14 protein-coding genes are annotated in these 18,510 nt (G+C 67.0%); 12 read left to right on the top strand and 2 right to left on the bottom strand.

Annotated elements, in window-relative coordinates; translation table 11 throughout:
* The first annotated feature begins 58 nt into the window (after positions 1-58).
* From C0R46_RS14440 to arcC, 8 genes are all read left to right on the top strand, one after another.
* Complete coding sequence (locus tag C0R46_RS14440; RefSeq protein ID WP_102960350.1) at positions 59-1,075, top strand: NADP-dependent oxidoreductase; 1,017 nt, start codon at positions 59-61, stop codon at positions 1,073-1,075.
* Positions 1,076-1,101: 26 nt separating this feature from the next.
* A complete protein-coding gene (locus tag C0R46_RS14435; RefSeq protein WP_102960349.1) occupies positions 1,102-1,404 on the top strand; it encodes a putative quinol monooxygenase in 303 nt (100 codons plus the stop codon).
* Positions 1,405-1,724: 320 nt separating this feature from the next.
* On the top strand, positions 1,725-3,317 hold the full coding sequence (locus C0R46_RS14430; protein ID WP_102960348.1) for a hypothetical protein: 1,593 nt from the start codon (positions 1,725-1,727) through the stop codon (positions 3,315-3,317).
* Positions 3,318-3,360: 43 nt separating this feature from the next.
* A complete protein-coding gene (locus C0R46_RS14425) occupies positions 3,361-3,663 on the top strand; it encodes a hypothetical protein (protein WP_102960347.1) in 303 nt (100 codons plus the stop codon).
* 655 nt (positions 3,664-4,318) lie between these two features.
* Complete coding sequence (gene arcD, locus C0R46_RS14420) at positions 4,319-5,785, top strand: arginine-ornithine antiporter (RefSeq protein ID WP_102960346.1); 1,467 nt, start codon at positions 4,319-4,321, stop codon at positions 5,783-5,785.
* A 26-nt stretch (positions 5,786-5,811) separates the two neighbouring features.
* A complete protein-coding gene (locus tag C0R46_RS14415; RefSeq protein ID WP_102960345.1) occupies positions 5,812-7,020 on the top strand; it encodes an arginine deiminase in 1,209 nt (402 codons plus the stop codon).
* A 19-nt stretch (positions 7,021-7,039) separates the two neighbouring features.
* The gene (argF, locus tag C0R46_RS14410; RefSeq protein ID WP_102960344.1) at positions 7,040-8,041 is read left to right on the top strand and encodes an ornithine carbamoyltransferase; all 1,002 of its coding nucleotides are present in this window, start codon (positions 7,040-7,042) and stop codon (positions 8,039-8,041) included.
* 1 nt (position 8,042) lies between these two features.
* Positions 8,043-8,951 (top strand): carbamate kinase, encoded by a 909-nt coding sequence (arcC, locus tag C0R46_RS14405; protein ID WP_102960343.1) that lies wholly within the window; start codon positions 8,043-8,045, stop codon positions 8,949-8,951.
* Between the two features lie 193 nt (positions 8,952-9,144).
* Here arcC and C0R46_RS14400 read toward each other — a convergent pair whose 3' ends face one another.
* Together C0R46_RS14400 and ftsH are read right to left on the bottom strand one after the other, a co-directional pair.
* Positions 9,145-11,016, bottom strand: coding sequence for a heavy metal translocating P-type ATPase (locus C0R46_RS14400; RefSeq protein ID WP_102960342.1), 1,872 nt, complete (start codon positions 11,014-11,016; stop codon positions 9,145-9,147).
* A 12-nt stretch (positions 11,017-11,028) separates the two neighbouring features.
* The gene (gene ftsH, locus C0R46_RS14395; RefSeq protein WP_102960341.1) at positions 11,029-12,885 is read right to left on the bottom strand and encodes an ATP-dependent zinc metalloprotease FtsH; all 1,857 of its coding nucleotides are present in this window, start codon (positions 12,883-12,885) and stop codon (positions 11,029-11,031) included.
* Positions 12,886-13,230: 345 nt separating this feature from the next.
* On the opposite strand from ftsH, the gene C0R46_RS14390 reads away from it, so the two are divergent.
* The 4 genes from C0R46_RS14390 (at position 13,231) to C0R46_RS14375 (ending at position 18,496) form a co-directional block, all read left to right on the top strand.
* On the top strand, positions 13,231-13,446 hold the full coding sequence (locus C0R46_RS14390) for a YgaP family membrane protein (RefSeq protein ID WP_198598341.1): 216 nt from the start codon (positions 13,231-13,233) through the stop codon (positions 13,444-13,446).
* Between the two features lie 147 nt (positions 13,447-13,593).
* On the top strand, positions 13,594-14,637 hold the full coding sequence (locus C0R46_RS14385) for an HlyD family secretion protein (protein ID WP_102960340.1): 1,044 nt from the start codon (positions 13,594-13,596) through the stop codon (positions 14,635-14,637).
* On the top strand, positions 14,634-17,366 hold the full coding sequence (rbbA, locus tag C0R46_RS14380; RefSeq protein ID WP_102960339.1) for a ribosome-associated ATPase/putative transporter RbbA: 2,733 nt from the start codon (positions 14,634-14,636) through the stop codon (positions 17,364-17,366). The genes C0R46_RS14385 and rbbA overlap by 4 nt, the downstream gene beginning before the upstream one ends.
* 2 nt (positions 17,367-17,368) lie before the next feature.
* Entirely contained in the window at positions 17,369-18,496 is a 1,128-nt protein-coding gene (locus C0R46_RS14375) for an ABC transporter permease (protein ID WP_102960338.1), read from the top strand.
* Positions 18,497-18,510 lie beyond the last annotated feature (14 nt).

Genomic DNA, 18,510 nt, shown 5'->3' with positions numbered 1-18,510 from the left:
CAAGACCATCGCGACCGCTTAAATCGCTGTCATGTCCAACCCTCAGATGGATCGACCGATGAGTGACACGATGAAAGCCGTCCGCCTGCATGCCTTCGGCGGTCCGGATGTTCTGCACTACGAGGATGCGCCGGTGCCGAAGGCCGAATCCGGCGAAGTGCTGGTGCGGGTGCACGCCGTAGGCCTCAATCCGCCCGACTGGTACCTGCGCGACGGCTACCGGGCCCTGCCGCCGGAGTGGCAGCCCCATCCGGCGTTCCCGCTGATCCTCGGCTCCGACATCTCCGGCACCGTCCATCAGCTCGGCGATGGCGTGACGAACGTCTCCGTCGGGGACGAGGTCTATGCCATGGTCCGCTTCCCCGCCGACGCGATGCGGGGCGGCAAGGCCTATGCGGAATATGTCAGCGTCCCGGCTTCGGAGCTCGCGCTGAAGCCCGCCGGGATCGGTCATGTCGAGGCGGCCGCGGCGCCCATGTCGCTGCTCACCGCCTGGCAGTTCCTGATCGACCTCGGACACGAGGCGCCGAACCCGTTCCAGCCCTTTCCCCACGCGCCCGTGCCGCTCGCCGGCAGGAGCGTTCTCATCAACGGCGCCGGCGGCGGGGTCGGGCACCTCGCCGTTCAGCTCGCCCGCTGGCAGGGCGCACATGTGATCGCGGTCGCCTCGGGCAAGAACGCGGCACTGATGCGCGACCTCGGTGTCGACGAGTTCATCGACTACACCAAGGCCGCGGCGGACGAAATCGTGCGCGACGCCGACCTCGTGCTCGATACGGTCGGCGGCCAGGCGGCGGCGCGCTTCCTGAAGACGCTGAAGCGAGGCGGCGCCCTCTTTCCCGTTTTCCCGCTCGGCTTCGACGCCCATGACGAGGCAGCACGTCTCGGCATCACCGTGTCCTCGACGCAGGTCCGCTCCAGCGGCAGCCAGCTCGCGCAGGCATCCCGGCTGCTTGCCGACGGAACCGTCCGCGTCGTCATCGACAGCACCTTTCCCCTCGCCGAGGCGGCCCGGGCGCATGCGCGCGCCGAGGCGGGCGGCATCCAGGGCAAGATCGTCCTGACCGTCGACTGACCGGCTGCAGCGAGAGGAGACGAACCATGCTGATCGTTACCGGATACATCCATGTCGCGCCGTCGGACGCCGCTGCCTTCCTCAGCGAGATGGCCGCCTTCGCCGAGGCGGCGCGTGCCCGCGACGGCTGCCTCTTCTTCGCTGTCGCGCCGGAGGACATCGGAGAGGGCCGCATGCTCGTTGCCGAGCGCTGGCGCGATCAGGCGGCGTTGACCGCTCATCTCGGCGCCGAGGAGACGGCGGCCTTCGTGGCCCGCTGGCAGGCGCGGATGAGGGATGACATCGCCAAATTCGACGCCGCCAACGCGCGCACGCTCATGGCGTCATGAGGCTCGACCAGGAGGCCTGCTCGGCGTCCTGACATAGCGCGGATGCTGCAAGGCGGGGTCAAGCTCGGCGCTTTCCCTGGCGCGCTGTCGCTGGCCTCGCCGGGCCCAGGTGCTGCGGCAAGGCCGGTGCGGGCGTGTGACCTAGACGAGGTTGTGGCGGGATGACGAGCACAGCTCAACCGATGCTCTGCCGGATGGTGTGCCGGGCAGACAATCCAGAGCCTTATGGGATGCCGCCCGGATCGGCTGTTGCTACTGGTTTGCCTTTGCTGCCGTAGCGGCTAGAAGCCGTCATCATCAGAGGGAGAGGGGGAGTCTTCATGGTCCGCAGCGCCGTCATGTCCGTCTTCATCCTGGCCGCCTCCGGGCTGCCGGGCCATGCGCAGACGCCGGACTTGTCGGCGCCCGAACCGGCCGTTGCCGGAACGGCCGAAGGCGCCTTGCAGCTGCGCGACGCTCTCGCCTCGTACCTGACGTCTACCCCGTTCGAGCAGAAGCTGCTGCGAATCGAGCCTGACCCGGCCGGCCATCGCATCACGCTCGATCCCGCCGCGGCGCTGTCCGCTCTGGCGGGCAGCCCGGTCAAGTTCGCGCCACTGTCCTTCATCGTCAGCGAGCGTGCGGACGGAAGCTGGAACGTCTTCACCAAGGATCCGATCGACGTTGCGGCGTCCGGCGTGATCGAGGGTCAGACCCAGAGCTTCAGCTACAAGCAGGGCTCGCAGGCCTTCAAAGGGGTCTACTCGCCCGCGCTCGCAGCCTTCCTTTCCGCCTCCAGCCGTTCGGAGAAGACGGAGACGCAGTCGCACGACGCCCTGTCGGGCTCTATCGCGACGATCCGCGCGACGACGGTCGAGATGACGGCCAAGGCCGGGGCGAACGGCGGCACCGACATCAACGCCCGCCAGACCTACGAGGGCGTGAAGCAGACGACCACGGTGACGATCCCGCAGGAGGATACCGGCACCGATCCGACCTCGTTCGGCTTCGAGGCGAGCGCCGGGTTCATCGACACCACCCTCACAGCGAGGGACGCCCGGACGGCAGCCATGCGGGACTTCTACCTCATGGTGATGCGCTACCTGCCGCAGTTGCAGGCGGATGCGACACTGCCAGCCTCCGGGCCGCTCATGGCGCAGTTCAAGGACGGGCTCGGCGATCTCCTGCCGCTGTGGTCGACGCTCGAGGGCAATATCCTGGCGCGGGACGTCGGTATCACCTCGCTCTATGGCGGACTGAAATTCGCCGAGGCACGGCAGGTGGTTCGCTTCACCGGCGTCGACAGGAACGCTTCGTTCGACCTCGACTTCGCGCTGAACGGCATTCGCATCGACAGCGCGCTCGTCCCGGCATGGTCGGCGACTCTGCTGCCTGACGTCATCGAGATCGGCTACACCGTCTCCGGCGTGGATCTCCTGACGCCGGCCGAGATCGCATTGCGCGAGATCGACTTCGCCAAGGAACCGCCCCTTTCGGAGGCTGCACAGGCGCGCATCAGCGCAGCGTTCCAGCCGGAGCGCATCAGGAACAGGCTCAAGCCGAGCCGCATCGTGTCCAAGGATTTCGACGTCGCCCTCAGCGGCGATTTCAGTTTCACCGAAGCCAAGCCCCACGCCAGTATCAAGGTCGACATGGCCGGTCTGGACAAGACCGTTGCCACTCTGCAATCCGCAGCCGCGGCCAATCCCGACCTCTACCAGGCCATTACCATGCTGCAGTTCGTCAAGGGCATGGGGCGCCCCACGGATGGTGGCAGGATCGAATGGCTGGTCGATGTCGCCGCGGATGGATCTGTGAGCGTCAACGGGACCACCGTCAAAGGGCCGGACGAGACCCTGACGCCCGAAGAGCCGGATGGGGACGCACCGGCCCTCGATCAGCCGCTCGATGCACCGGCCGGCGACGATCTCTGACGCCGCGCCAACCCCAACTGTCCTATTGCCTGAAAGCAGCTTCATGTCCCTTGCAGTCCGTCTGGTTCTTGCCGTCGTCGCCGCGCTGGTGGTGGGAGGAGGCTTCATGGCGCTCGACCGCTTTAGAGGCGCCGAGTGGGTGGTCTCGCCGCAGGCGATCGAGGCAGCCAAGGCGCAGGGCAAAGTCGGCGTCGAGGACGACCGCGGTTCGGTCACCGTTCTGCCGATCCGCAGCGAGACGGCCGATGTGCTGCCGATCAAATGGGCCCTCGCGGGCGTGGGTGCAGGTGTTCTCGTCCTTGCCGCCACCCGCAAACGGCCGGCGGTGCGGGCGCAGAAGCCCTGACGGGAACCGGCGCGCAGGGAGGGTGCGCGCTGGAAGGCCTTTCTGCGATAGCTGCGCTGCAGCGCGGGAAAACATGCTTGGAGGCGACCACGCCGCGACCGAGGCCGGGCCGCCAACTCGGTCATGGCGGAAGCGGGTACATCAAGAAATCGGGGATCGGCCTCCGGAGCGCCGGTCGTTTGGAATGCTTCGGTGTGAACCGTCCATGCACTGACGCGGCGTGAGGCGGTGCTCCCGTTTTCCCGGCATCGAGGTAGCTCGACGTCACCGTCACGCTGGACGAATGCCTCCGCCCTCCGCCGTGCGGGTCACGAGCTGGTCGACAAGCTGGCTGGACGGAGCGTCTGCGGAACTTGCCCCGGGCGATCCGAAGATCTTCGCGAGACGGTGCGGCGGCCATCGCCGGTGGCCTCGCACCTCCACCCTCTCATGCGACTCTCAGACCGAACCTCAGGCACATGCTCCGTGCGATACTTGGCTACCGCTGCCCAGATCGAGCGGGGCTCGAATCCATGACGACGAGCAGCCTGGCTGCCCGTCGGCTCGGTTCCGTTCAGGGCACCGGCAGCGTCGGCGATTGACCGGCGTCAAAGTGCCGAGGCGGAACTCGGCGTTCCCTCCCTTGCGTCAACTCTGACGACCGGGAGAAACGATCATGGTGACGACTAGCATCGGAGAGCGGCTGCCTGACGCGTCCGCCACCAAATCAGGCAAGCTGCGTCTGGGCGCACTCACCGCCCTCGTGGTCGGCTCGATGGTCGGCTCGGGCGTCTTCAGCCTTCCGCAGAACATGGCTGCCGGCGCCGGTCCGCTTGCCATCCTGATCGGCTGGGGCATCACCGCGGCGGGCATGCTCGCCCTCGTCTTCGTCTACCAGACGCTCGCGGTCAGGAAGCCGGAGCTCGACGCCGGCCCTTATGCTTACGCCCGGGCAGGCTTCGGACCTTTCATCGGCTTCAACAGCGCCTGGGGCTACTGGATCAGCGCCTGGGTCGGCAACGTCTCCTATGCCGTTGTGGTGTTCAGCGCCCTCTCCTACTTCTTTCCCGGCTTCGGCGAGGGCAATACGTGGCAGGCGGTGCTCGGCGCGTCGTTCCTGCTTTGGCTGATCCACATGCTGATCCTCGCCGGCATCCGGCAGGCCGCGGTGGTCAACGCGCTCGTCACGCTCGCCAAGATCGCGCCGATCGTGCTGTTCATCGGGATCGCCGCCGTCGCCTTCCAAATCGATGTGTTCTCGATCGACCTGACCGGCCTCGGCACCGCCGATCTCGGCTCGATCACCACCCAGGTGAAAAGCACCATGCTTGTCACGCTGTGGGTGTTCATCGGGATCGAAGGCGCGAGCGTCTTCTCGGCCCGGGCGGAGCGTCGGCGTGACGTCGCCGTCGCGACCGGCGTCGGGTTCTTCACCTGCCTCGCACTTTACGCGCTGGTGTCTCTCCTGTCGCTCGGCGTGATGACGAGGCCGGAACTCGCCAGCCTCAAGAATCCGTCGATGGCCGGCGTGCTCGAGCATGTCGTCGGCCCGTGGGGCGCGATCCTGATCAACTTGGCGGTCGCCGTCTCCGTTCTCGGCGCATTCCTGAGCTGGACGCTGCTCGCCGCCGAAATCCCGCATGTAGCTGGACGCGACGGCACGATGCCGGCGTTCTTCGCCCGTGAGAGCGAGAACGGCGTGCCCTCCACCTCGCTTTTGATCACCAACGGCCTCGTGCAGCTGTTCCTGATCATCACGCTATTCGCCGAGAGCACCTACCAGGCTTTGTTCTCGATCGCCTCGGCGGCCATCCTCGTGCCCTATATCTTCTCCGGCGCCTATGCCGCGAAGCTCGCCTTCACTGGCGAAAGCTACAAGGAAGGCGAGTCGCGCTGGACCGGACTGGTCCTCGGACTGGTCGCGACCGGCTACGGCCTCTGGCTCGTCTATGCCGCCGGACCCGCCTACATCTTCATGTGCGCCGTACTCTATGCCGTGGGCGTGCCGTTCTACGCCTACGCCCGGCGCGAGCACCGTGAGCGGCTCTTTGGTCCGTTCGAGATGGTCCTCGCCGTCGCCCTCGTCGCGGTCGGCCTCTTCGCCGCCTACGAGATGTGGACCGGCGCCGTCAGCCCGCTCTGAAATAACGATCATCGAGAGAAACAACGATGCCCATACTCGGCGTCCATTCGGAGGTGGGTCGGCTCCGCGAGGTGCTCGTCCATCGCCCCGACCTCGGCCTGCGCCGCCTTACGCCGGCCAACTGCCATGCTCTCCTCTTCGACGACGTCCTCTGGGTCCGCAAGGCGCGCCAGGAGCACGACATCCTCACCGATACGCTCGAGGAACGCGGCGTCGCCGTTCGCGATCTCGGGACGCTTCTGGCGGAGACCATGGCTCTGCCAGAGGCCAGGCGTTGGCTGCTCGACCAGCGACTGGATCCGGAACGTCTCGGTTGGGATCTGCTCGACGAGCTCCGTGCCTGGCTGGACGAGATGCCGGCGCAGGAACTCTCGACCTATCTCGTCGGCGGCGTCACCAGGGCCGAACTTCCCTTCGTGCCGGTGGGACTTAGCGGGCTGTCGCTCGCGCCGCAGGACTTCGTGCTGCCGCCGCTGCCGAACCAGCTCTTCACCCGCGACAGCTCCTGCTGGATCTACGATGGAGTCAGCGTGAATTCGATGTTCTGGCCCGCGCGCCGGCCGGAGACGCTCAATGTCGACGCGATCTACCGTTTCCATCCTCGCTTCGCGGGCGCAGGCTTCACCGTCCTTTCGCAGCCGGGCCAGGCGACATTGGAGGGCGGCGACGTCATGCCGGTGGGCGACGGCGTCGTCCTCGTGGGAATGGGCGAGCGGACAACGCCGCAGGCGGTGAGCGCTCTGGCCAAGCGCCTCTTCGCAACCGGGACGGCAAGGCGGGTCGTCGCGGCGCTGATGCCGCGCGACCGCAGCTTCATGCATCTCGACACGGTCTTCACCTTCTGCGACCGCGACCTCGTCACGCTTTTTCCGCCGATCGTCGATCGGCTGCGCAGCTTTTCGCTGCGGCCGGGTGATCGGGAGGGTCAGATCGAAGTCGTTGAGGAAGCTCGACCTTTCATCGACGTGGTCGCCGAGGCGATGGGTCTGCCGAGGCTGCGAACGGTGGCGACCGGCGGCGATATCTGCGAGGCCGAGCGCGAACAATGGGACGATGGCAACAACGTCATTGCGGTCGAGCCCGGCGTCGTCATCGCCTACGATCGCAACGTCTACACCAACACTCTCCTGCGCCGAGCTGGCGTCGAGGTCATTACCGTCGAGGGCGCCGAGCTCAGCCGCGGACGCGGCGGCGGACATTGCATGACCTGTCCCCTCGCCCGCGATCCGGCCTGAAGCTTCGGGAGTTGCCGACATGCCTGTCAATCTGCACGGCCGCAGCGTTCTGACGCTGGACGACCTCTCGCCGCCTGAGATCCGCTTCCTCCTGCGTCTTGCTGCCGAGCTGAAGGCGGCGAAGACCAGCGGTACGGAGAAACCGTGCCTCCAGCGCAGGAACATCGCGCTGATCTTCGAAAAGGATTCGACACGCACGCGCACGGGCTTCGAGGTCGCAGCCTATGACCAGGGGGCGCACGTGACCTATCTCGGCCCCTCCGGCAGCCATATCGGCCACAAGGAGTCGATCAAGGACACTGCCCGGGTGCTCGGCCGCATCTATGACGCGATCGAGTTTCGCGGTGCAGGCCAAGCGATGGTCGAGGAGCTCGCCGCTTATGCCGGCGTACCCGTCTACAACGGCCTGACCGACGAGGCGCACCCCACACAGACGCTGGCCGACTTCATGACGATGCGCGAGTTCACCCACAAGCACCTGTCCGACATGGCGGTGACGTTCCTCGGCGACGGCCGCAACAATGTCGCGCGCTCGCTGGCCGTCGGCGCCGCGAAGGTCGGCATCGACATGCGCATCGCCGCGCCGAAGCCGCTCTGGCCGGACGAAGGCTTCGTCCTCCACCTGCGCGATCTCGCCGGCAAGAACGGCGGCAGTGTCACCGTCACGGAAGACGTCAGCCAGGGAGTGGCCGGTGCCGACTTCCTTTACACCGATGTCTGGCTCTCGATGGGGGAGCCGGAGTCGGTCTGGGCGGAGCGCATCCGCATGCTCGTGCCCTACCGCGTCACTGCGGCCGTGATGGAGGCCACCGGGAACCCCTACGTCAAGTTCATGCACTGCCTGCCCGCCTTCCATAACACCGAGACTGCGGTTGCGCAGGACATCGCAAAGCGCTTCGGCATCGACTGCATGGAAGTGGCCGAGGAGGTGTTCGAGTCGCCGGCCTCGATCGTCTTCGATCAGGCGGAGAACAGAATGCACACCATCAAGGCGCTTCTTGTCGCCACGATCGGGGGCTGAGATGCGCATCACCGTCGCGCTCGGTGGGAACGCTCTTCTCCGGCGAGGTGAGCCGCCGAGTGCGCAGAACCAGCGAGCGAATGTGCGAAAGGCCGCCAAGGCGCTGGCCGAACTCGTCGCAGCGGGACACCAGATCGTCGTCACCCACGGAAACGGCCCGCAGGTCGGGCTTCTCGCGCTGCAGGCCGCCGCAGGCCCCGCCGACGGCGCCTACCCCCTCGACATCCTCGATGCCGAGAGCGAAGGGATGATCGGCTATCTGATCGAGCAGGAACTCGCCGGTCTCCTGCCGGGGCGAGCGCTGGCGACCCTTCTCACCCTCGTGGAGGTTGACCGGAGCGATCCGGCCTTCTCCCGGCCGACCAAGCCTATAGGCCCGCTTTACGACGAAGCGACTGCCCGGCGCATGGAGGCCGAGCGCGGCTGGTGCGTGGCGCCGGATGGGGTTGGATGGCGGCGTGTGGTCGCCTCGCCGATGCCGGTGAAGATCATGGAAGCGGCCACGATCGCCATGCTCGTCGAACACGACGTTACGGTAATCTGCGGCGGCGGCGGCGGCATACCGGTCGTGGAGAGACCGGATGGCAGCCTTCAGGGTGTGGAGGCCGTGATCGACAAGGACTTTGCCAGCGATCTCCTGGCTCGCGGTCTCGGCGCCGACATGCTCTTGCTCCTGACGGATGTCGATGCGGTCTACGACGCGTTCGGCACGCCGGATGCCCGGGCGATCCGGCTGGGAACACCCGCCTCGCTCTCACCCGCGCGCTTCCCGGCCGGCTCGATGCGACCGAAACTCTCGGCGGCCCTCGCCTTTGCGGAGGCGACCGGGCGCCCCGCGGCCATCGGCCGGCTGGAGGATGCGCCGGCGATCGTGGCGGGGACACAGGGGACGCGGATCGAGGCGCGGTAAACTTAAGCCGATCCTGCCGGATAGCGGGCGGCGCCGAGACAATCCTGTCGAACCTTCAGCTTGCCACATTGCCCGGCAGCCACCTGCCGAGCCGATGATGGTCAGACGTTCGACATTCGGCGGGTTCGGGTGCGAGCATCCGGGGAAGGCCTCTGCCGCTCCGGAAGGAGCAGGAGCGTGAAACAAAGGACAGTCAGGTGAGCCAGGTCCCCCGACGCTCCCTTCGGCCGGCGCCGAGCGCCCGGAGCGCATTGAGAATGACGGCCACATCAATCGCCTCCTGCAGCAGAGCGCCTTCGACCGGACTGATCTGGCCTGCCGCAGCGGCGAGCATTCCAAGCGTTGAGAGGCTGATGCCGGCCAGCGCGCTTTGCAGCGCGATGTGCCGCGTACGCCGCGCGACCTTCATAGCTGGCAGGACGCGCGCGAGATCATCGACGAGGAGCACCATGTCCGCCGCCTCCGCCGAGGCGGCGGCGCCACGGGCGCCCATAGCGAGCCCGAGATCTGCGGCAGCCAGCGCAGGCGCATCGTTGACGCCGTCGCCGATCATCATCACCGGGCCGTGCTTGCGCTCGGCGAGAACGAGGAGGACCTTGCGCTCCGCCGTCAGCTCCGCGCGAACGGCATCAAAGCCGAGGCCGGCGCTGGCCGCGGCAGCAACCTCTCGGCGGTCGCCGGTGGCGAGCACCAGCCGCTCGACGCCGAGCGAGCGCAGGCGATCGATTAGGTGCATCATGCCGCTGCGCACGGGATCGGCATAGACGAGTTCGCCAGCGAACCGGCCATCCACGCCGACAGCGACCACCAATTCGCCCGGCCCTGCCTCCGCCCCGATGCCAGCCGCCACGCCGAGCCGGCCGGCGACGAACTGGCGCCCGCCGACCACCACGGCGCGCCCATCGACCTGCCCGGCAAGGCCTTCGCCCGGACGTTCCGATGTCGCCACGGGAGCTGCGAGCGTCAGCTTGCGGGTCTTTGCCTCTGCCACGATGGCCTGTGCGATCGGATGCGGCGAAGCCTGATCCAGCGACGCGGCAAGCCGCAGGAGCTCGTCCTGCAGCAGGCCTCCTGAGGGGCGGATGACGACCAGCCGCGGCCGCCCTTCGGTGAGCGTGCCGGTCTTGTCGAGAACGATCACCTTGATCCGCGCCAATGTCTCCAGCGCCTTCGCCCCCTTGACCAGCACGCCCTGCGCTGCCGCGCGCGACATGCCGGCGAGGAGCGCCACGGGGACCGCGAGTATCAGCGGACAGGGCGTCGCCACCACCAGCACCGCGACGGCACGGGTCGCATCCCCGGTCAGACCGTAAGCGGCCCCCGCCATGAGCAGTGTCGCGGCCAGGAATCCGAGGGCGTAGCGGTCCGCCATGCGAGTCATCGGCGAGCGTGAGCGCTGCGCCGCTTCGACCAGCCTAACGACGCCGGCGAAGGTGCTTTGGTCGGCCGTCCGCATCGCGACCATCCGAAAGGCGTCAGCGATATTGACTGTGCCGCTCAGAATCCGGTCGCCAGCGGCATGCCGGACAGGCATGGCCTCTCCGGTCAGCGCGGACTCGTCGAGCACGCAGAGACCGTCCGTCACCCGTCCGTCCACCGGCACAGTGTCGCCGCCGCGTATCATCAGCCGGTCTCCGGCCGCAATGGCAGCAATTGGAACCGGCTCCAGCCCGCTAGCAGTCTCACGCAGGGCCGAGCGCGGCACGCGGTCCAGCAGCGCCGTCATCTCCCGCCGTGCCCGGCGCTCGGCGAAGATCTCCAGGTACTGTCCGCCGGCGTACATCAGCGCGACGATCGCCGCAGCGAAGACTTCACCGACCACGAGCGCGGTGATCATCGAAAGCGCGGCGATGACGTCGAGGCCGAACTCCCCATGCTTCAGTCCAGAGCCGATCTCCACGACCAAGGCAGCGAGCACCAACAGGACCGCGGACGACAGGATCAGCGCGGCTGCACCGTCCAGGCCCGCCGATCGCGCCCCGAGGCCCAGAGCGAGCCCACCGGCTGCAACGCTCACGAGGTATGGACGGATGGTCTGCTGCAAATCGGCGGCATTCCAGGACATGGACGGCGGCGCTCAGGCTGCGGCTTGCGGTACGGCTTCGCCGCCTTGGCTTGTGCCGCCCCGCCGTCGCAGCGGCGCGAACTCTTCGGCCGTCAGCGTTTCTTTCTGGAGCAGCAGCGCAGCGCCCGCTTCGAGGTCGGATCGGCGCTGCTCGAGGATGTCCCGCGCGTGCCGGCCTGCCTGCTCGATGAGCTGGCGTACAGCCAGATCGATCTCTCGCCCGGACGCTTCCGACGCATCGATCGTCTGAGGCCGAGATCTCATCAGGAGGTTCTCGGCAGAGGCGACATAGGTCCTCTCACCCACGGTTGCGTCCATCCCGTACTTGACCACCATCTCGAAAGCGACCTCCGTCGCCCGCTGCAGATCGTCGGCCGCTCCGGTCGAGACGTCGCCGAAGATCAGCCGCTCCGCCGTCCGCCCGCCCATCAGCACCGCGAGGCGATCGGCGAGATCGCTCGACGAAAGCAGAAAGCGGTCCTCGGTCGGTCTCTGCATCGTATAGCCGAGAGCTCCGACACCGCGAGGAACGATCGAAACCTTCTGCACCGGATCCACGCTGGGAAGCGCCGAAGCCACGAGCGCATGGCCCATTTCGTGATAGGCGACGCGCCGCCGCTCCTCCTTGCCGAGCACGCGGCTCTTCTTCTCGATGCCGGCGACGATCCGTTCGATCGCTGCGGTGAAATCGTCAAAGCCGACCGCCGGGGCATTGCGCCGCGTCGCGGCGATCGCCGCCTCGTTGACAAGATTGGCGAGGTCGGCACCGGTGAAGCCGGTGGTGAGGCCCGCGACCTTGGTGAGATCGACTTCGGCGGCGAGGCGGATACGGCGGGCATGCACGCGCAGGATCGCGAGCCGCCCGCTGTGATCGGGCCGGTCGACGAGCACCTGCCGGTCGAAGCGACCAGCGCGCAGCAGCGCGGGGTCCAGTATCTCCGGCCGGTTGGTGGCGGCCAGCAGGATAACGCCGGAGCTCGGATCGAATCCGTCGAGTTCGGCGAGCAGCTGGTTCAGCGTCTGCTCTTTCTCGTCGAATCCGCCGGCCAGGCCGGGGGCGCGGCTGCGGCCGAGCGCATCGATTTCGTCGATGAAGATGATGCAGGGCGCAGCCTGTCGTGCTTGCTCGAAGAGATCGCGCACGCGAGCCGCTCCAACGCCCACGAACATCTCGACGAATTCCGAGCCGGAGATGGAGAAGAAGGCGACGCCGGCCTCGCCGGCGACCGCCCGGGCCAGCAGCGTCTTGCCGGTGCCCGGTGGTCCGACGAGAAGGATGCCTTTCGGCACCCGCGCCCCCAGCCGGCCGAAGGTCTTGGGATCCTTCAGGAAGGCGATCACCTCCTGCAGCTCGAACTTGGCCTCGTCGACCCCTGCGACGTCAGCGAAGGTCACCTTTGTGTCCTTCTCGACATAGATCTTGGCATGCGACTTCCCGATCGTCATCAGGCCGCCAAGGCCGTGGCGGTCCGCCATTCCTCGAATGAGGAACGTCCAGACGAGGTAAAAGAAGAAGGCCGGCAGCACCCAGGAGAGGATGGTGGAAATCCAGCCGCCAGACGTCGCGCCGGTGACGCGCACGCCATGCGCCGCCAGTTCGTCGGCAAGGCCGACGTCGACGCGCTCCGTCGCGAAGGCGAGCCTGCCGCTGGGCAGCGGCGCCCTGAGGGTGCCGTCGATCCGGTCCGGCGCGACGACGACCTCCGCGACCTTGTTCTCGCTCACCAGTTGACGGAACTGGCTGAACGGGATGGCCTCGACTGGCGAGATCCGCTCCAGCCCCCACTGAAGCAGCATCAATGCCAGGAAGGCGACAAAGACGTACCAGACGGTAAAGTCGTGCTTGCGGTTGGATGGGGCTGTGGCCATGGCATGATCCGTTTTGAAGTCGAAGGCTGATGCGCACTTCGTGATGGCGGCGCCTCAGCCTTCCCGGTCTCGTTTCCAGACAGGCGGTCCCCGCCACGATGGCGGCATCGGAACCGATCAGCCCGCAATCATCCGGTCCGACGATCGGAGAAACGTCTTCGAAGGCGGCGGCGCATTGACGCCGGTCAACCCCCAACCGTCCCCGGCTCCGGCCGAGCCGGAGCCGGCAGGCGAGGACGGCGTCCGGCGCGATGCGATTGATCCAGCGCAAGAAGGGCGGGAGCCGTCGGGGCGAAGCTGGCATGCGAAGACGCAAGCGTCGACGCGGAGAGGAAGGAGGATTCCATGTTCAGAATGGCCAATGTCGGAACTGCCGATCAGGTGGTCCGCCTCATACTGGCGGCTGCGACAGTGCTGGTCGCGGTCTACACGCTGGCAGCGCTGTGGAATTGGGCGGCCTATGTCGTGGCGGCCATATTGGCGCTGACGGCGATCGTGCGCTTCTGCCCGGCCTATGCGCTGTTCGGTGTCTCGACCTGCGAGAGCCCGAAGCGCTTCTGAGGCACCAAGGACGCCGGCGCCATGCTCCGGATTGACCGGCATCAAAGTGCTGCCTGCGCAATGGTGGGAAACACGCGTCGAGCGATGCCGGCTAGCTGTGTAACGGCGGCGGCACATGCAGATCACGAGGTGTGAGAGCCGCCACCGATGAGAACGCAATACCGTGCGACGTGCTTCGCCATCGCAGGCCTGCTGGCGCTGGACCCGATTCTCCACCAAGCCGGATTAGCGCCGTGGTTGCACCGCCCCGCTGTCGCGGAGTCGCGGCTGCAGCAGTTCATCCACCGCCTCCGCGGGGACCAGCTCCCCGCTACAATCGCCAGCTCGAACGGCCGGATCGAGGCACAGGAGATCGACGTCGCCGCGAAATATGCCGGCCGGCTGGCCGAGGTTCTGGTGGATGAAGGCGATACCGTCGATAGCGGGCAGGTCATTGCCCGGCTCGATGATCGTGAATACCGCGCCCAGTTGCTCGGAGCGCAGGCGGAAGTGCTTCGAGCCGAAAGCGCGCTTGCCGAGGCGGAGGCGCTGATCGCGCAGCGTGACAGCGAGGCGGCGGTTGCCCGATCGAGCTTTACCCGGATCCAGGAGCTCTTTGCGTCGGGTCATGCGACCGCACAGACGCTGGACGAGCGCCGCGGATCGCTGCGCACGGCGGAGGCAGCCCAGCGCGCCGCTGCGGCGGAGCGGGCGCAGGCACAATCCAGCATCGCCGCCGCGGAAGCCGAGGTCTCGCGGCTGAATGCCGTTCTCGACGACATGGTGATCACCGCCCCGCGCCGCGGCCGTGTGCAGTACGAGCTGGCCAGGACCGGCGAGGTGGTCGCTGCAGGCGCGAAGATCGTGACCCTGCTCGACCTCACCGACGTGTCGATGTCGCTCTACCTGCCGGCGGAGCAGGCGGGGCGGGTCGCGCTCGGCGACGAGGCGCGCATCATCCTCGATCCTGCGCCCGACGTCGTCATCCCGGCCAGCGTCACCTTCGTATCCGCCGACGCACAGTTCACGCCAAAGGCGGTGGAAACGCGCGATGAACGCGAGAAGCTGGTCTTCCGGATCAAGATCCAGATTCCCCGCACCCTGCTCGAGCGGTTCGAGCAGCAGGTCAAAGCGGGCGTGCGCGGTACCGGCTTCGTGCGCACCGATACCACGGCCCTCTGGCCCGACTTCCTTCAGGTGAAGCTGCCGTGACGGCGCCTGTCCTCGCGCTGTCCGCCGTCACGCACCGATACGGCTCCAGATTCGCCCTCGATCACCTCGATCTCGTTGTCCCGGCCGGCTGCATGGCAGGTCTGATCGGTCCGGACGGTGTCGGCAAGTCGACCCTGCTCGCCCTCGCCGCCGGCGTTCGGCAGCTTCAGGCCGGAGAGGTCCGCACGCTCGGTGGCGACATGGGCAAGGCGCGGCAGCGCCGCCTCTCGGCCCCGCGCATCGCCTACATGCCGCAGGGTCTTGGTCGCAGCCTATATCCCACCCTGAGCGTGGAGGAGAATCTCGAGTTCTTCGGCCGTCTCTTCGGTCACTCGCAATCGGTGCGTCGGCGGCGGACCGGCGAGTTGCTCGCTGCAACCGGCCTTGCTCCCTTCGACGATCGGCCGGCAGGCCAGCTCTCCGGAGGAATGAAGCAGAAACTCGCCCTCTGCTGCGCTCTGATCCATGACCCGGACTTCCTCATCCTGGACGAGCCGACCACAGGCGTCGATCCCCTGTCACGCCGCCAATTCTGGGAGCTGATCGCCTCGATCCGGGCGCGGCGTCCCGCCATGAGCGTCCTCGTCGCCACCGCCTACATGGAGGAAGCCGAGCGTTTCGACTGGCTCGCCGCCATGCATGCGGGCCGGATCATCGCCACCGGTACGCCGGCCGACATCCGGCAGCATGCGGGCACATCGACGCTGGAGGCCGCATTCATCGCACTGCTGCCGGAGAACGAGCGCATCGGGCACACCGCGATTTCAGTCCCGCCGCGAACGCCCAGCAAGGGAGCCGCCTGGGCCGTCGAGGCGGAGAACCTCACCTGCCGCTTCGGCGATTTCACGGCCGTTGACGACGTCAGCTTCCGCATCGAACGCGGCGAGATCTTCGGCTTCATCGGATCGAACGGCTGCGGCAAGACGACGACCATGAAGATGCTGACGGGCCTGCTCCAGCCGACCAGCGGATCGGTGAAGCTGCTCGGGCGGCCGATGGATCCGCACGACATGGAGACGCGCCGCAACGTCGGCTACATGTCGCAGAGCTTCTCGCTCTACGAGGAGCTGACCGTCCGGCAGAATCTGGCGCTGCATGCGCAGCTGTTCCGGGTGCCCGCATCGCAGGTGGGGAGCCGGGTTCAGGACATGCTGAGCCGCTACGGGCTTGTCGATTCGGCTGACCGGAAGCCGGATACTCTTCCGCTCGGAATGCGCCAGCGCCTGCAGCTGGCGGCCGCCGTGATCCACCGGCCCGCAATGCTCATTCTCGACGAGCCGACCTCCGGGGTCGATCCGGTCGCGCGAGACGCGTTCTGGCGCAGTCTGATCCAGCTGTCGCGCGAGGATGGCGTGACGATCTTCATCTCCACCCACTTCATGAACGAGGCCGAACGCTGCGACCGCATCTCGCTGATGCATGCCGGGCGGGTGCTTGCGGTCGGATCGCCGCAGTCGCTCGTGACGGACCGGGGCGCAGCATCGCTGGAGGAGGCCTTCACCGATTATCTGCGGGCGGCAGAGGCGCCGGGCAAGGCGCCGGGACTGGTGTCCGACGAAGCGCCGGCCGCCTCGGGACGTGCCCCTCTGGCGGCCGCTGCGCCGAGGCGTTTTTCGCCGCAGCGTCTCTGGGCCTATACGATCCGGGAAGCCAAGGAGCTTAGCCGCGATCGCATTCGCCTCTTCTTCGCCCTCGCCGGGCCGCTCATCCTGATGATCACCTTCGGCTATGGCATCTCCTTCGACGTCGAAAGCCTGCAGTTCGCCGCCTTCGATCAGGATCGCACACCGCAGAGCCGCGACGTCATCGAGCAGTTCACGGCCTCGCGCTACTTCGAGGCGCAGCCGGAGATCACGTCTTCGGCGGAGATGGAGGCCCGCCTGCGCTCCGGCAATGTCGCGATCGTCCTGCAGATCCCCAGCGGCTTCGGCCGTGACCTGGTGGCGGGCCGGCGGCCCGAACTCTCCGTTGCCCTTGACGGGGCGATGCCCTTCCGCGCCGAAACCGCTCGCGGCTACGTGACGGGGCTCGCCAGCACCTACGCCGCCACGCTTGCCGCGCGAAGCGGTACCGATGCGCCGAGCCCCTACGTGCTGCAGCCGCGTCTGCGCTTCAACCAGGCCTTCCGCAGCGTGAACGCCACGGTCCCGAGCGTCATCATGCTGATGCTGGTTCTCATCCCGGCCATCATGTCGGCGGTCGGTGTGGTGCGCGAGAAGGAAACCGGTTCGATCGCCAATCTGCGCTCCACGCCGATCAGCAAGCTCGAATTTCTCCTCGGCAAGCAGATCCCCTACATCGCGATCAGCCTCGTCAGCGCATTGGCGCTCGTCCTGATCGCTCGCCTCCTGTTCCAGGTGCCGTTCCGGGGTTCCTACGCTCTCTTCGCCGTTGCCGCCGTGCTCTATGTCACGGCGACCACCGGCTTCGGTCAGCTCGTCTCCTGCTTCACGCGTACCCAGGTGTCCGCGATCTTCGCGACGTCCATCCTGACCATGTTGCCCGCCGTCAACTTTTCGGGGCTGGTGGTCCCGGTGTCGTCCCTGCGCGGCTTCGGACGGTATCTCGGCCTCGCCTTTCCGTCGGCCTGGTTCCAGCCGATCAGTTCCGGATCCTTCACCAAGGGGCTCGGCTGGGCCGAACTCTTGCCAAACCTCCTGGCGCTGGCCGGCTTCGGGCTTGCCTTCCTCCTCCTGTCGCTGGCCGCATTGCGCAAGCAGGAGCGCTGAGGATGCTTCGTGCGCTCTCCAATATCCTGCGGCTGATCGGCAAAGAGATGCGCAGCATCGGCGGTGACCCGGTCATGCTGGCGCTGGTGGTCTACAGCTTTACCGCGATGATCTACCTCGTCTCCAACGACGCGTCGACGGAAGTGCGGGATCTTGCCGTCGCCATTGTCGACGAGGATCATTCGCAGCTCTCGCTGCGCCTCGCCGAGGCGATCCGCCCGCCGCAATTCCAGGCGCCGGTGCAGATCCGGGCCGATGAGGTCGACGAGGCTCTCGACCAAGGGCGCTTCATCTTCGTTCTCGACATACCGCCAAATTTCGAGGCCGACCTGATGGCGCGCCGCCAGCCTGAGCTGTCGCTTCAGGTCGATGCGACGGCCATGGCCCAGGCCGGCAACGGTGCGACGGATCTCGGCGGCATCATCGCCTCAGAGATCACATCGTTCATGACCGGCGGCACAGAGGCCGAGGGTGCCCCGATCGACGTCGTCATCCGGACCTGGTTCAACCCCAATCTGGAGACGTCGTGGTTCGGCTCGGTGATGCAGGTCATGAACAGCATCACTATGCTGACGCTGATCCTTGCGGGGGCCGCATTGATCCGGGAACGCGAGCACGGCACGGTGGAACACCTCCTCGTCATGCCGGTGTCGGCAGCCGAGATCGTCCTGTCGAAGATACTGTCCAGCGGACTCGTGATCGTCGCCGCGGCCGCGCTGTCACTGCTGATCGTGGTGCAGTGGGCCCTCGGCGTGCCGGTCAGCGGTTCGGTCCCGCTCTTCCTCTTCGGCGCCGGCATCTACACCGTCGCGATCGCTTCCCTGGGCATTTTGCTCTCCACCTTCTCGACCTCCATGGGTCAGTTCAGCCTGCTGGTGATCCCGGTCATGGTCGTGCTCAACCTCCTCTCCGGCGGGATGACGCCGCTAGAAAGCATGCCCGACTGGCTCCGTCTGGTCATGAGACTGCTGACGCCTTCACCGCATTTCGTGGTCTTTGCGCAAGGCGTCCTGTTCCGCGGCGCGGGCATGATCACGGTCTGGCCCGAGCTTCTGGCCCTGGCAGCGCTGGGGACCGCATACTTCGCGTTGTCGCTGACGCAGTTCCGTCGTGTTCTCCTACGCAGCTAGAATTGCGCGGCATC

The sequence above is a fragment of the Mangrovicella endophytica genome (assembly GCF_002893625.1).
GTDB lineage: Bacteria > Pseudomonadota > Alphaproteobacteria > Rhizobiales > Rhizobiaceae > Mangrovicella > Mangrovicella endophytica.
The sequence above is the reverse complement of the archived record's forward strand: the minus strand, read 5'-3'. Positions and strand labels throughout refer to the sequence as shown.

What these genes read in the sequence shown, in the direction of transcription:
- C0R46_RS14440 (WP_102960350.1), top strand. Translation starts at nt 59, where the DNA reads ATGAGTGACACGATGAAAGCCGTCCGCCTGCATGCCTTCGGCGGTCCG.
- C0R46_RS14425 (WP_102960347.1), top strand. Translation starts at nt 3,361, where the DNA reads ATGTCCCTTGCAGTCCGTCTGGTTCTTGCCGTCGTCGCCGCGCTGGTG.
- C0R46_RS14385 (WP_102960340.1), top strand. Translation starts at nt 13,594, where the DNA reads ATGAGAACGCAATACCGTGCGACGTGCTTCGCCATCGCAGGCCTGCTG.
- ftsH (WP_102960341.1), bottom strand. Translation starts at nt 12,885, where the DNA reads ATGGCCACAGCCCCATCCAACCGCAAGCACGACTTTACCGTCTGGTAC.
- C0R46_RS14390 (WP_198598341.1), top strand. Translation starts at nt 13,231, where the DNA reads ATGTTCAGAATGGCCAATGTCGGAACTGCCGATCAGGTGGTCCGCCTC.
- C0R46_RS14375 (WP_102960338.1), top strand. Translation starts at nt 17,369, where the DNA reads ATGCTTCGTGCGCTCTCCAATATCCTGCGGCTGATCGGCAAAGAGATG.
- argF (WP_102960344.1), top strand. Translation starts at nt 7,040, where the DNA reads ATGCCTGTCAATCTGCACGGCCGCAGCGTTCTGACGCTGGACGACCTC.
- C0R46_RS14400 (WP_102960342.1), bottom strand. Translation starts at nt 11,016, where the DNA reads ATGTCCTGGAATGCCGCCGATTTGCAGCAGACCATCCGTCCATACCTC.
- C0R46_RS14430 (WP_102960348.1), top strand. Translation starts at nt 1,725, where the DNA reads ATGGTCCGCAGCGCCGTCATGTCCGTCTTCATCCTGGCCGCCTCCGGG.
- C0R46_RS14415 (WP_102960345.1), top strand. Translation starts at nt 5,812, where the DNA reads ATGCCCATACTCGGCGTCCATTCGGAGGTGGGTCGGCTCCGCGAGGTG.
- arcC (WP_102960343.1), top strand. Translation starts at nt 8,043, where the DNA reads ATGCGCATCACCGTCGCGCTCGGTGGGAACGCTCTTCTCCGGCGAGGT.
- C0R46_RS14435 (WP_102960349.1), top strand. Translation starts at nt 1,102, where the DNA reads ATGCTGATCGTTACCGGATACATCCATGTCGCGCCGTCGGACGCCGCT.
- arcD (WP_102960346.1), top strand. Translation starts at nt 4,319, where the DNA reads ATGGTGACGACTAGCATCGGAGAGCGGCTGCCTGACGCGTCCGCCACC.